This window comes from Pseudomonas sp. MF7453, from assembly GCF_016405455.1.
In the GTDB taxonomy this organism is placed as follows: domain Bacteria; phylum Pseudomonadota; class Gammaproteobacteria; order Pseudomonadales; family Pseudomonadaceae; genus Aquipseudomonas; species Aquipseudomonas paralactis.
In genome coordinates, this window is the sequence record NZ_JAEKCN010000014.1 from 116945 (window position 1) to 129875 (window position 12931).

The 12931-nt window shown below is 60.3% G+C and carries 10 protein-coding genes; 5 read left to right on the top strand and 5 right to left on the bottom strand.

What is annotated here, in order from left to right; translation table 11 throughout:
* Positions 1-216: 216 nt before the first annotated feature.
* A complete protein-coding gene (locus JFT63_RS21645; protein ID WP_198844714.1) occupies positions 217-1215 on the bottom strand; it encodes an alpha/beta fold hydrolase in 999 nt (332 codons plus the stop codon).
* 290 nt (positions 1216-1505) lie between these two features.
* Here JFT63_RS21645 and JFT63_RS21650 point away from each other — a divergent pair, with 290 nt between their 5' ends.
* Genes JFT63_RS21650 through JFT63_RS21660 form a run of 3 tightly spaced genes read left to right on the top strand, consistent with a single transcriptional unit; the run spans position 1506 to position 4789 of the window.
* Positions 1506-3044 carry a flavin-containing monooxygenase gene (locus JFT63_RS21650; protein ID WP_198844715.1) on the top strand — a complete coding sequence of 513 codons (1539 nt, stop codon included), beginning with the start codon at positions 1506-1508 and terminating at the stop codon, positions 3042-3044.
* A complete protein-coding gene (locus tag JFT63_RS21655) occupies positions 3041-3931 on the top strand; it encodes an SDR family NAD(P)-dependent oxidoreductase (RefSeq protein ID WP_198844716.1) in 891 nt (296 codons plus the stop codon). The genes JFT63_RS21650 and JFT63_RS21655 overlap by 4 nt, the downstream gene beginning before the upstream one ends.
* 15 nt (positions 3932-3946) lie before the next feature.
* Entirely contained in the window at positions 3947-4789 is an 843-nt protein-coding gene (locus JFT63_RS21660; protein ID WP_057703541.1) for a metal-dependent hydrolase, read from the top strand.
* A gap of 187 nt (positions 4790-4976) precedes the next feature.
* Here the strand turns inward: JFT63_RS21660 and JFT63_RS21665 are convergent, their stop codons facing one another.
* On the bottom strand, positions 4977-7046 hold the full coding sequence (locus JFT63_RS21665) for a PTS sugar transporter subunit IIC/EAL domain-containing protein (protein WP_057703542.1): 2070 nt from the start codon (positions 7044-7046) through the stop codon (positions 4977-4979).
* Positions 7047-7389: 343 nt separating this feature from the next.
* On the opposite strand from JFT63_RS21665, the gene JFT63_RS21670 reads away from it, so the two are divergent.
* On the top strand, positions 7390-7644 hold the full coding sequence (locus tag JFT63_RS21670; RefSeq protein ID WP_232910529.1) for a hypothetical protein: 255 nt from the start codon (positions 7390-7392) through the stop codon (positions 7642-7644).
* A 10-nt stretch (positions 7645-7654) separates the two neighbouring features.
* Complete coding sequence (locus tag JFT63_RS21675; RefSeq protein WP_057703636.1) at positions 7655-7984, top strand: DUF6388 family protein; 330 nt, start codon at positions 7655-7657, stop codon at positions 7982-7984.
* An 8-nt stretch (positions 7985-7992) separates the two neighbouring features.
* Here JFT63_RS21675 and JFT63_RS21680 read toward each other — a convergent pair whose 3' ends face one another.
* Genes JFT63_RS21680 through tssM form a run of 3 tightly spaced genes read right to left on the bottom strand, consistent with a single transcriptional unit; the run spans position 7993 to position 12928 of the window.
* Positions 7993-8835, bottom strand: coding sequence for a serine/threonine-protein kinase (locus tag JFT63_RS21680; protein WP_198844717.1), 843 nt, complete (start codon positions 8833-8835; stop codon positions 7993-7995).
* On the bottom strand, positions 8832-9563 hold the full coding sequence (locus JFT63_RS21685) for a PP2C family protein-serine/threonine phosphatase (RefSeq protein ID WP_082629657.1): 732 nt from the start codon (positions 9561-9563) through the stop codon (positions 8832-8834). The genes JFT63_RS21680 and JFT63_RS21685 overlap by 4 nt, the downstream gene beginning before the upstream one ends.
* On the bottom strand, positions 9560-12928 hold the full coding sequence (tssM, locus tag JFT63_RS21690; RefSeq protein ID WP_198844718.1) for a type VI secretion system membrane subunit TssM: 3369 nt from the start codon (positions 12926-12928) through the stop codon (positions 9560-9562). Before tssM ends, JFT63_RS21685 begins: the two co-directional genes overlap by 4 nt.
* Positions 12929-12931 lie beyond the last annotated feature (3 nt).

A 12931-nucleotide genomic window follows, 5' to 3' on the forward strand; every position in this document is an offset into this window, starting at 1 on the left:
GCGTTTTTTTCATTATTTTATTCGCTCTTAGGCATTTCAAAAATAATTTCAAATTACACATTGAAATAATTTTTTTAAATAAATAGCGCGGAATCGTTAGGTCGTCAACTAGTTTCTCCAGCCCTTTTTACTGTGACCGAGCAGTCTCTTTTCAGCCGTGTGGTCAGGTGTCCAGGACAGGCATCAACGCCTTTGAACCGCGAATCGGCTGCCCCCCTATCGACTCGCGAAGGCCTTGGGTGGGTGCAGTAATCTGATGTCTGCCCCGGGCCGAACGCGCTTGGAGACCTGCATCACCAGCGCCGCCACGCGCTCTGTTGCGGTGATCGGCAACATATGCCCGCGGCCTTCGACCACTTGCATTTTCAGCCCTGGCACCTTGCTCGCCAGGGCCTGGCCATGTTTCTGAAAGTCGAGCACCTTGTCGTGGGCGCCATAGATCAGCCCGATGGGCAAGGTCAGCTGTGAGTAACGCCTGACCATGTCGGGCAGGTGCTCGTTAACCTGGTTGATCTCGGTGGACGCTGCATAGAAATTGCTTGGCCGCATGCCCAGCAGCCCGCCGCCGCGGGTGGCGAAGTCCGGCGGTGCGGCATCGGGGGCGAAGACGCCTTTGACCACCGCGTTTTTGCTCAGCAGGCCCACGGGCATCGTCAGGGTGTGGGCCATCCAGCGCCGCAGCCAGGCGGGGCGCACCGCCAACGACAGGAACACCAGCGGCAACATGCGTTGCGGATGGGTCAAGGGTGCCACCAGCACTAATCCGGACACTGCATGGGGATGGTCAAGCGCCAGCGCCAAAGCAATCGCGCCACCCAGGGAATGCCCCAGCACCAACGGCTTATCCAGGTCGAGCGTGTTGATAAAAGCCGCGATTTGCCGGGCCTGGGCCGGCAGGTCTGCTGCAGTGCCGCTGCGTCGACTGGAATAGCCAGACCCCGGCCGATCGACGGTGATCACGCGAAAATGCTCACGCAACTGGCCGGACAAGGCATACGTGAGGTTACGACTGCTGCCCATCAGCCCATGGATCATCACCAGCGGCGGGCCTTTGCCCTCTTCGACATAATGAAAGCGCTCACCATCCACCTCGACGAAACGCCCGTCGATCGGAACGCACGCTTCAATGCGCCGCGTCATCCAGGCACTCAAGCCCCATAACACCGCGCTGGCGCCCGCCAGCACTCCCGCAGCGACAACCCATTCAACAGACATAGCTCGGTCCTCTGCTTCCCTGCTGCTGGCGACCCGACCGGAATTGATCAGGGCCTCAGCCATCGTCCACACCCTGGACCTGGACTTCATGCATAGAACGCTCGTCCGTCGGACAAATCGCAAATGCGCAACAGGGTCCTAGCGTAGGCGAAATTTTCAGGTAGATTATTTAAAATCTTTTTTAAAATAATTAATTCAATTTTCCTTTGCAATGGTGTTCTATCTAAAAGACAAAACAAAAAAAGGAGCACATCCGATGCCCACCCGCTTTCTATCTATGAGGCACGCCCATGACTGCCCACAGTGATTCAATTGACATTGCCATCATTGGCTCGGGGTTCGCTGGCCTGTGTATGGCGATCAAGCTCAAGGAGGCCGGGCTCACCGACTTCTTCATCGCCGAACAGGCCCAGACCCTCGGCGGTACCTGGCGCGATAACCACTACCCGGGTTGCGCCTGTGACGTGCAGTCCCATGTGTATTCATTTTCCTTTGCGCCCAACCCGGACTGGTCGCGACAGTTCGCGACACAACCTGAGATCCGCGCCTATCTGGAACACTGCGCCACACGTTTTGAGCTGGCGCCCTACCTGCGTTTCGGCATGGCCCTGCAACGTGCGGTATTTGATGAGCAACAGCAGCGCTGGCACCTGAGTTTCAGCAATGGCCGCAAAGTCAGCGCACGGGTGCTGGTATCGGGCATGGGCGGGTTGTCACGCCCGGCGCTGCCGGATATTCCGGGGCTGGACAGCTTCAAGGGCAAGCGCTTTCACTCCCAGCAGTGGGACCATGACTACTCGTTGAAAGGCAAGCGCGTGGCCGTGATCGGCACCGGCGCCAGTGCCATTCAGTTCGTGCCGCAGATCGCGCCACAGGTGGCGCACCTGGACCTGTTCCAGCGTACGCCGCCCTGGATCATGCCCAAACCGGACCGGTCGATTTCAACGCTTGAGCGCTGGCTGTTCAAACACGTGCCGTTCACCCAAAAGCTGGTGCGCGGCGCGTTTTATTGGGCACTGGAAGGCCGGGTGGTGGGTTTTGCCTTGCACCCACGCCTGATGAAGATGGTGCAGAAAATCGCCCTGCGTCACCTGCACAAACAAGTGGCCCGCCCTTCCCTGCGCAAAACGCTGACGCCGGACTACACCATCGGCTGCAAGCGCGTGCTGATTTCCAATGACTACTATCCGGCGCTGTCGCGCAGCAATGTAGAGGTGGTCACCGACCGGGTACTGCGCATCGAAGCTGACGGTGTGATCACCGCCGACGGCATCAAGCATCCCGCTGACTGCCTGATCTTCGGCACCGGCTTCCAGGCCAGCGACCCCTTGCCGCGCGACTGCATCATCGGCCGCGCCGGCATCGACCTGATGGACGCCTGGGGCGACGGCGCCCATGCCTACAAAGGCACCACCGTCCCGGGTTATCCCAACCTGTTTCTGATCGTCGGACCCAACACCGGCCTGGGGCATAACTCGATGATCCTGATGATCGAAGCTCAGGTCACCTACATCCTCGATGCCCTGAAACACATGCAGCGCCAGCGCATTGCCACGGTCGAGGTCAAACCTGCCGTGGAGCACGCCTACAACCGCCAGTTGCAGGACAAACTCAAGCGCACCATCTGGAACACAGGTGGCTGCCAGAGCTGGTACCTGGACCCACGCACCGGCAAGAACACCACGCTGTGGCCCGGTTCGACCTGGCGTTTCAAACAGATCACCCGGCACTTTGCGCTCAAGGACTACGTCGCCAGCCCGCTGCCGACGCCCGGCCTGCCACGTCCCGTACCAGCGCCCCACTGCGCCACAGAAGGTAGCCTGTCATGAAGTCATTCAACGGCCGCGTTGCGGCGATCACCGGTGCTGCCTCCGGCATGGGCCGCGCATTGGCGTTGGCCTTGGCACGCGACGGCTGCCACCTGGCCTTGGCCGACAAGAACAGCCAGGGATTGGAACAGACCCTGGAACTGATCCGTACATCGTCCTTGTCGCCCGTCACCGTCACCACGCAGGTGCTGGACGTCTCTGACCGCCAGGCCATGCAAGAGTGGGCTGCACGCTGTGCGGCAGAACATGGGCAGGTCAATCTGGTGTTCAACAACGCCGGAGTAGCGCTGTCGAGTACCGTCGAAGGCGTGGACTACGCCGACCTGGAATGGATTGTCGGTATCAACTTCTGGGGCGTCGTGCATGGCACCAAGGCGTTCCTGCCGTATCTGAAGGCCAGCGGCGAAGGGCATATAGTCAATACGTCCAGCGTGTTCGGTCTGTTCGCCCAACCCGGCATGAGCGGTTACAACGCCACCAAGTTTGCCGTGCGCGGCTTCACCGAGGCGCTGCGCCAGGAACTCGACCTGCAACGCTGCGGCGTATCGGCCACCTGTGTGCACCCCGGTGGCATTCGTACCGATATCTGTCGCAGCAGCCGTATCGACGCGAACATGACCGGCTTCCTCATTCACAGCGAACAGCAGGCCCGCGCCGATTTCGAAAAGCTGTTCATTACCGACGCCGACCAGGCCGCCAAAGTGATCCTGCAAGGTGTACGCAAAAACAAGCGCCGCGTGCTGATCGGCCGCGACGCCTATTTTCTTGACCTGCTCGCCCGCTGCCTGCCTTCGGCCTATCAGGCGCTGGTGGTGTTTGCCAGCAAACGCATGGCGCCCAAGCCGCGCACACAGGTCTTTGAAACCAATGACCAGTCCCGTCTCTGAACAGGAGGACGCACTATGTTGCCGATCCGTCGCGATATCCGTTTTGCCTTGCCTGCCGAGCGCATCAAGAACTGGCATGAACAAGGGCCGGTTATCAGCCATTTTTTCAATGCCCTGTCGCTGCTGTTTCCCCAGGGCGAGCTGTTTTTCATGGACAGCGTGCGCCACTACCGCGGGCAGATCGATGATCCTGAACTGAAAAAGGAAATCCAGGGCTTCATAGGCCAGGAAGCCATGCACAGTCGCGAACATGTGGCCTATAACGACCTGCTGCAAGCGGCAGGCTTGCCGGCGCACACCCTCGACCGACGCCTGAAGTTCTTCCTCGACTTGCAGAAGAAACACCTGCCGCCGTCGTTCAACCTGGCGGTGACCATCGCCCTTGAACACTACACCGCGATGCTGGCGGAAATCCTGCTGAGCGACCCCTCGCGCTTTGGTGATTCACTCAAGGGTTACCAGCAGATGTGGTACTGGCACGCCCTGGAAGAAACCGAACATAAAGCCGTCGCCTTTGATGTCTGGAACCAGGTGATCAAACCCGGCCCCGCACGCTACCTGCTGCGCACGGGCACCATGCTGACCACCACCGTCATGTTCTGGCTGGTGGTGCTGGACTTCCACGTGCGCCTGCTGATTGCCGACCGCACCTCGGGCGGCACGTTGAAGGGGCTGTGGCGTATGCTCAAGTATTTGTACGGGCCCAAGGGCGTGTTCCCGCGGATGTTCAGACCATGGCTGCATTATTTCAAACCGGGGTTTCATCCCTGGGAACATGACAACCGCGCACGCCTGGCGGGCATCGATGGCTTGATTGAAGAGATCGAGCGCACGCGGCGCGGCTATGAGTCGGCCTAGGAGCCCGAATGCCCGTCAGTCAAGGCTTTTGTAGGAGCGAGCTTGCTCGCGAAAAAACCATAGGCGCCGCGCTTATTCAGGAAATACGCATTATCGTTGAGGTTTTTCGCGAACAAGCTCGCTCCTACATTTTGATCTCAGCGCGCCAGGTAAACACGCACCGGATACGGACAGGCACACCGTCGGATCAAACCAACGCCGCCCGCTCACGCACAAAGCGCGGCAACTGATCCCCCGGCAATGCCTTACTGAAATACCACCCCTGGATAATCAACTCAGGCCCCGTACTCAAAAACGCCAACTGCTCGGCAGTCTCCACCCCCTCCACCACCACACCCAGGTTCAACGCCTCACAAAAGCGCAACATGCCGGTCAGCACCTGGGCGCCCTTGGGGTCGCGCTGGGCCACCACAAAACTGCGGTCGATCTTGATGAAGTCCACGGGAAACTGATGCAGGTAACTCAACCCCGAAAACCCGGTGCCAAAATCATCGAGATACACTTTTACCCCAATGGCCTGCAGTTTATGAATGGTTTGGCGGGTGGCGGGGATATCGCTGACCAACGCATCTTCAGTGATTTCCACCGACACTCGGCCATCGGCCTGGGCAAGAATTTCCACCAGCCGATCCCCATAGGCGGCGTCCTTCAAGGTGGTACTGGAAATATTGATGGTCATGGGCAGTTCAAAACCGGTCTTGCGCCACTTCTGATACTGACGCACGGCCTGGGACGCCACCCACACATCCACATCCGGCATCAGCCTGGCTTGCGCCAGCCATTGCAGGAACTCCCAGGGTGAATGCACCGTGCCCTGGCTGTCCCGGGCGCGCATCAGCGCCTCGCAGCCGGTGCACAAGCCGGTGCGGGTGGAGACCTGGGGTTGGAATTCAAGGTAGAACTCGTAATCGCTGATCTGCTGGATCCGGCTCAATTCAACCGCCTGTCGCGCCAGGGTCCGATGGGAGGCCATTACCGGATCGAACTCCAGCAGACGGCCTTTTTCTTCGAGGCCGCGAAAGGTCATGTCCAGAGACTTGAGGTAAACCGTGCCACCGTCGATGGACTGACGGTGAATGGCCCGCACGTAAGGCGCATACACCAGCGTGCCCACGCCCAACAGCAGCACTTGCAGGGCCACAGCCGCCAGGTCGCCATGGGTGCTGAGGTAGGCATTAAGCAACACCGGCGCGGTAAACGGCACGCTGGCCACCGCCGGCGAGACCCAGCCCAATTGCACCGCCGTCAAGGCCACCATCGCGTTGAACGCCGGCACCAGTAGAAACGGTATAAACAAACGCGGGTTGAGGATGATCGGCAAGCCAAACAACAGCACCTCGCTGACGTTGAATAACGACAACGGCAAGCTGGCGATCGCCAGCAATCGCATGGAGTGGCTGCGGGAAAACACCAGGATCGCCAGCAGCAGGCACAAGGTCGCGCCCGATCCGCCGATAAACGCAAAACTGCCGAGCAGGCCGTTATTGAGCAAATACTGGACCGGCTGCCCCGCCGCCACCGCCGCACCGTTAAGCACCACGGCCTGGTCCAGTACGTTAAACAGCGGCTGCATGGCATAGACGCCGTGAATGCCGAAGAACCACAGCAGCGAGTTCATCAGCGTCACGAACAATCCAGTGCTGTAGGGCGATTGCAACGCATCGAGCACCTGGGGGCCCTGCAATTGCGCCACGTAAGGGATCAGCAGCAGCAACGACAGGACCACCACCAGCAACAACGCGGTGATCGCCCCAGGGATCACCATATTGATGGTGCCCTTGAGGTTATGCCCCACCAGGTCTTCATTGACCAGGCGCGTCCAGCGAAAGCGGTGCAGCCAGGCAATGGCAGGCACATTGATCAACGGCGAAGCGATGGCGATAAACAGCAGGAAGGTGGCCGAAGCGCGGGGATAGTCGCGCAACACGAAGGTGGCAACCACCACATGGGCCAGGCACAGGAAGGCGACCGGCAGCTGTGGCAGACGATGTTGGATCGCCAACATGTAACCGATGGAGGCCGCCACCAGCAACGGAATCACCGAGCTTATCTGGTTGTGCAAGCCTGCCAGGAACCCTACTACCTGGGGGTCAAACCCCAGCGCCTGGGCGCATTCGGACAGGATCAGAAAACCGGCGGATACCAACAGACATGGCAGTATCCATAACAATCCCTCACGAATCGCACGCAACGACTCGGTGCTGGCCAGGACCGCCAGGCGCCGGGTAAGGAACAGTTTGAACAGCGTTTGCGCCATGAGCCATCCTCTGCCCGTCACCTATTGCCCCTGGAAGTCAGGGCCGGAAACACACGCTAACGCTACACGTCCTGAGAGCAGGTGCGAAAGACTTTTGCCAGCCCGTGCCGCGCTTTTTGCGACCAGATGCCAGATAGCCACACTAATTCCCTACCGAATTATCGAACTTTCTGACTTGAAGCAACCCCTAAGCCTATCTGAGTCGGTATCATCCGCGCCCGTCTGCATGTTAAAGGATGTTACAACCTGCCAATCAGCAGGTGCGCATTCGGGGAATCAAGCCTGGAACGACAACAGGTACAAAGGAGAGAGCTTCACTATGCAAGACAAGCGGTCGAGCAACATGCGTCCCCTATTTGTCACCATCCTGCTGTGGTTGTGCAGTGTGGTGCTGCTGTTTGTGATCAAGAATGTCATTGAGCTGTTCACCGGGCCTGTCGCTGAAACCTGGGTCGACCTGGCATTGGTGCTGGTCGCTTACCTGATGTTCTTCTTGCTGGCGCCCTTGCAGAACTGGATGCGGCGCAGAGCCCGCAAACGTGCGCGCCTTCACTTGCATGCGCACTCTGCCGATGCCGAGTCCCGTCCCTCGCACTAAGGGTATGTCCTTGTCAGCACCCAGCGATACTTACCAACTTGCTTTGGACAGGTTTTTGCGCGATCAGCCGCACATCGCCGCCGAGCTGGACAGTCTCAACCCATTGGCCGCCCAGGCCAGAGGGGAAACCCTGGCGCAATATCGCGCCGAGCGCTTGCACGAAGCGTTCGAAGCCCACGCGGAGCAGCAACAGCTGTTCGCCTGGGAACTGACCCTCAAACTGACGGCCGACTCCACCGAAGCCTTTGAGGCCCAGCGCCGCGAAGTGCATAAAGAAGTCGCTCAAATGGCCGGCATGGACTGGGCGCAGTACTGCCAGCTGCATGGCCTGGCGGTCTGACCTTTACGCTACAGGCACCAGCGTGGCCGGCTGCTGGCCATCACTTCGCGCAATTCGGCCATTGTTATGGTTCGACACTGCGGATCTATCGCTAACGCCGAACGCAATGCCGGCCAACAGTGCCTGGGTAGTTGCGCGGGCCGGGCCAGCCGCTCGGTGGCGGTGCGTGGGCCGATGCGCCGGCCACTGGCCAGCTCGTACACAATGCAGGCCAGCCCATATACGTCCGCAGCGCCACTCAGCGCACCGCCTTCCAGCAATTCCGGGGCCGCATAGGCGGGTGTCCAGGCATTGAAGCGAGTGCGGCTGACACTCGGCAAGCCCATCGCCTCCTGAGCCTGAGTATGCCCCAGGCCAAAATCGAATAAACGTATGCCCTCCTCTCCCACCATGACGTTGGCAGGTTTCACATCGCCGTGCAGGACGTCCTTCTGGTGGATGTAGGCCAAAGCCTCCAGCAACTGCAGGGCGATGGGTTGCAGTTCTTGCCAGGGCAAACCATAGGGGCACTCCAGCAGCAGCCGATCGAGGGTCACCCCTGGCAGCAGCTCCATGGTGAAGAATGCAATCTTGCTGTGGGTGTCGACCTCAAATGAAAACATCCGGACCACACGTTCGTGCCGCAGGCTGCGGGCCAACGCAAACTCGCCGTACAACAGCACATGCGCGTCGGGGCACTGGGAAATCGACTCGCCCAGCACCTTAAGTGCCACCCTGGAGCAGGGCTCGCCCAATTGTTCATGCAACAGATCGCGCGCACGGTACACCACCCCCATGCCGCCACTGCCCAGAACGTGCTCAAGGTGATAACGCCCGGCCAGCAGACGTGATGGTGCGACCGCCAGGTTCACGGCTGCACCACCACCGCGGTCAGGTCATCTCGCACCGGCCTGCGCAACGCTGCGGCGAATAATTGCTCCACCGCCTGCAGGGGCGTTCGCCTGCTCAGTGCTCGCCCCAGCTCGACATGGCTGAGGGTCTGATACAAGCCATCGCTGCACAACAGAAATACATCCCCTGGGCGGGTACTGAGCTCCAATACCTCAAGCTCCAAACGCGAGCGCGCGCCAACGGCCCGGGTCAAGGCCCTGGCGTCGGGATGCGCCTGGGCTTGCGCCACGCTGAGATGACGCTCGTCCATCAGGCGCCGCAGCAGCGAATGATCTCTGGACAACTGGTAGAGGTTCTGGCCGCGCCATAGATAGCAGCGACTGTCTCCGGCCCAGACACACGCTGCCCGACCGCTCTCCAGCAGCAAGGCAACCACGGTACTGCCCATCGTCGCGCCATCATTTGCGCCGGGCGCTGTCCAGGCTTGCCTCAATCGCTGGTTAACACCTTGCAAACTTTCCCGAACGGCATTGATGCGCTGATCGAGGTTGCCATGAGCCGTCACTGAAGCCAGGTCGCTGACCACCCAACGACTGGCGACATCTCCATACCGATAGCCGCCCATTCCGTCCGCCACAGCCCAGCAACCGCCATGCGGGTTGTCCAGAAAGGCATCTTCATTACGCAGTCGCGCCTGCCCTCGCTGGGTGCGCCCGGCACTGCGCCAATGGGCGCCGGCCTGGCTCACAGTTGCTCCGGTAATCGGAAGGTGCGCCATGTGTCGATATCAAACGGGCCTGGCGTGCGCTGGCTGGTCAGCAGGTAATTGGCACGCAGGCCGGCGAGGTCTGCCTTGATAATCTGCCTGTTTGCAGCGTTTGCGGGTTCTTTCTGCAGCAGATCGAAAAACCGGAACAGCGACCAGGCCCCGGCGTTTTTCTCAATGCCCAACGGCCGCTGCTCCGTGCCCCTGTCCAGCACAAGACTGCTGCGCCCATTCTCTGCCTCGGTGGGCCAATGAAACGCCACGGGCGTGATCGGACCGTGCCGATATTCCAACTGCTGGTCGCCAAACCGCAGCACGGCTCGGCTGACCGATTGATCCAGGCTGTAGGGCGCCAAAGTAAATCGCACAGACAACTCCCCCGAATCCTCGCTGAAAAAGCCGCGACGGATTACCTGGGTTTTCGCCAATTGGTCCAGCAGCGAACGCGAAACCGGCAAGCTCTGGCCATCGAGCCCACGCAACCTGTAGCGGCTGCCATCGACGCTGATGAAAGGCCGAAGATAGCCCTCATAAAAACGCGCCATCACCCCCTGCGGCTTGAAGAACTCCTGAAAATCGTGAAGCGCAACATCACTGCTTGCATGGGCATTGAATGGATAACGTCGACGCAGGGCCTTGGCATAAAGGCTATGTACATCGCTCTGATACCGTTGGTTGACATGCACATAGGCCTGCTCCAGCAAATGCCGCCAACTGTCGTCGGCCACGCCCTCGAACCAACCGGCAAGCGGTAGCGGCAGACGCGCAGCAGCATCACGCAAGTTGCCCAGTACATCCTGCTGCCCCTCCATACGCTGCCTGGCACGCAGGAAGGCCGCCTGCTCTGGCGCGCTGTCCCGGTTCAATGCCGTGAGTTGCAGGTGCAGCTCACCGAGCAAACGCAACGCCTGGGTCAACTCTGCGCCGGGGTTGTGCTGCTCATCGAGCAACTGATGCAAGGGTTCAAACCGCTGCTGCAATGCCTGTCGCGGCGCATCGGCAAAAACCGACTGCCCCTCCGCCAGCATCACTTTGGCCACCCCGGCCAGCTCTCCCGACTGCCCGGACACCTTATCCAGCAGCTCATGGCCTGGCAGCAAACGAGTGTTTTCACGCAGTTGCTGCAAGAGCCGAATCAAGGGGGACTGTGCCGAGGTCAGGTTCATGAGCTGGTCGGCATCCTGGCGCAGACTGTCGGTCTGTTGCAGCCTGACACGGCCGAGTACGTCGCTCCAGGCGTCGGCATACTCACTGAAATAGCGTTGCTGCAGCTCTGCCATCAACCGCCGCAAATCCTGCGGCCCCAGGTCAGTGCCCTGCCCCAGCACCCAATTATCCTGAGCAATGGCATTGACCAGCCTCGGGCCCTGCGCCTCAAAGTACTGCACATACCTTTTTGTATAGAAACCGGGCACGGGCGGATCGATCGTGGCAAATACCTTCCCCTCGGCCAGACGCAGCGGTTCCAGGTTGCGCGCTTGTTCGCGCAGTACCCGATACACGCCGTCGGCCAACGATTCCCCCCTCAGCACTTCGCGGGCTCGGGCCACTCGCTCGTCGTTAAGCGGTGTGCCAAACGGCAGTTGCATCAGCCGCGCCAAGTGTTCACCCAGACGCTTCTGCGTGGGCATATCCCCGGCAAAACGCACCGACCAAAGGCCTGTCACATGCTGTGCCAGCCAGGCGGCGTCACGACGCTCGCGCAGATTGAGCATCAAATACGCACGCAGGTTATCCAATAACCGCTCGCGGTCTCCCAGGCTGGCGTCTACCTGTTCCTCAAGCTGCGCGGTTATCCAGACCAGCAGTTGCTGTTGCAGCGCCTGCTCATAAGCCTGGTCTACCCAGGGACGACTCAGTTCGCCCTGATACAGGCCGAGGCGCTCGACCAGGCGCACATCCTGCGCCGCCGGAAACACCCGGCTGGCCGCCAGGCGCGCGTCCAGCAGCGCCAGCAACGCCGGGCTTTCATCGCTAGCAGCCACTACCGACGGCGTCGCGTGGGCGACCAATGCCGCCAGTTGGACCAGGCGTTGATGGTTGACGTTATAGCTGTGCATCCACAGGCCGCCGACGCCGCCAAGAACCAACGCGACTGTCATCGCTTGCAGCCCCTGGCGCTGACGGATGCGCCGCTGCTCCTGGGCTTGCAGGCTCGCAAGGCCGGCTTCGGCAAAGATCACCTGACTGAACAGGCCCCTTACAAAACGTACATGCCTGTCATCGGCACAGGTCAGGAAGAACCCGCGCAAACCATTGATGGGTTGGTAACGATGAGCAGAAAAGGCCATTTCAGCGAACAGGCTCACGCGCTCACCGATGCGTGCCGCCTGCTGGGGAAACTCCAGGATCTGACCACGACGTTCAACGCTGCCCTCGTGGTGTAAGCGCGTAATCAGCTCACCGTTCAAACGCTGCAATAGTCCCTCTACGGCCTCATGAACCTGGGTAATTTCAGGTATGCCGCTGCCGACGGTCAGTGGCTGGCCCAGCAAGCCGTCGGCACTTTCCCCATGAGGTGAATCAAAGAACTCAGCGAATCCGGGCAATCGATCGGCCTGGGTCAACACAAGATAAATCGGCACATCCACATGTAACGTTTGTTGAATCTCCTGCAAGCGCGAGTGCACACGACGGGCATGATGATCCAGGTCGTATTCGCTGGTGTTGAGCAACGTGTCTACCGACAGCGCCACCACCACGCCGTTGAGCGGGCGCACCCGGCGCCGCCACCTGAGGAGATTGAGCAGGGTGGCCCAACCTGCGGCATCCACTGCACTGTCAGGCTGGGTCAGATAGCGCCCCGGAGTGTCGATGAGTACGCCTTCGTCGGCGAAATACCACTGGCAATGAGCGCTGTTGTTCGTCGCTCGCCTGTCCGCGTGATCAGGCGTTAACTGCAAGCCGGCTGCCGCCAACAGCTGGGTCTTGCCACTGCCCGACTCACCCATCAACAGGTACCAGGGCAACTCATGGCGCCACTGCGCACTGCGCTCTCCATAACGGCTGGATGTTTTCAGTAGATGAACCGCATCCTTGAACCGTGCGCGCACGCAGCGTTGCTCGTTCTCCACCGCTTTCGACGGCTGCTGGCGGGCCTGGCGCTCAGACTGTGGGCGCCTGGCGGCACGGCCACCGCTGGCCTGGGCCATCACCAGCCCCCAGAGCAGAAATACGACGCAAATGGTAACCAGACGAGCCGTCGCGCTCTGCCAGATGCGCTGATCATCCACCGCCAGCAGCGGCCCCCAGAACCACACCGCTGCCGCACATAAAAGCGCCAGCAACAGGCTCCAAACCCAAAACCGGCCCAGCACGGCGCCCACACCCTTGAAGAATGCGCTCATTCT

What these genes read in the sequence shown, in the direction of transcription:
- JFT63_RS21645 (WP_198844714.1), bottom strand. Translation starts at nt 1,215, where the DNA reads ATGTCTGTTGAATGGGTTGTCGCTGCGGGAGTGCTGGCGGGCGCCAGC.
- JFT63_RS21650 (WP_198844715.1), top strand. Translation starts at nt 1,506, where the DNA reads ATGACTGCCCACAGTGATTCAATTGACATTGCCATCATTGGCTCGGGG.
- JFT63_RS21655 (WP_198844716.1), top strand. Translation starts at nt 3,041, where the DNA reads ATGAAGTCATTCAACGGCCGCGTTGCGGCGATCACCGGTGCTGCCTCC.
- JFT63_RS21660 (WP_057703541.1), top strand. Translation starts at nt 3,947, where the DNA reads ATGTTGCCGATCCGTCGCGATATCCGTTTTGCCTTGCCTGCCGAGCGC.
- JFT63_RS21665 (WP_057703542.1), bottom strand. Translation starts at nt 7,046, where the DNA reads ATGGCGCAAACGCTGTTCAAACTGTTCCTTACCCGGCGCCTGGCGGTC.
- JFT63_RS21670 (WP_232910529.1), top strand. Translation starts at nt 7,390, where the DNA reads ATGCGTCCCCTATTTGTCACCATCCTGCTGTGGTTGTGCAGTGTGGTG.
- tssM (WP_198844718.1), bottom strand. Translation starts at nt 12,928, where the DNA reads ATGAGCGCATTCTTCAAGGGTGTGGGCGCCGTGCTGGGCCGGTTTTGG.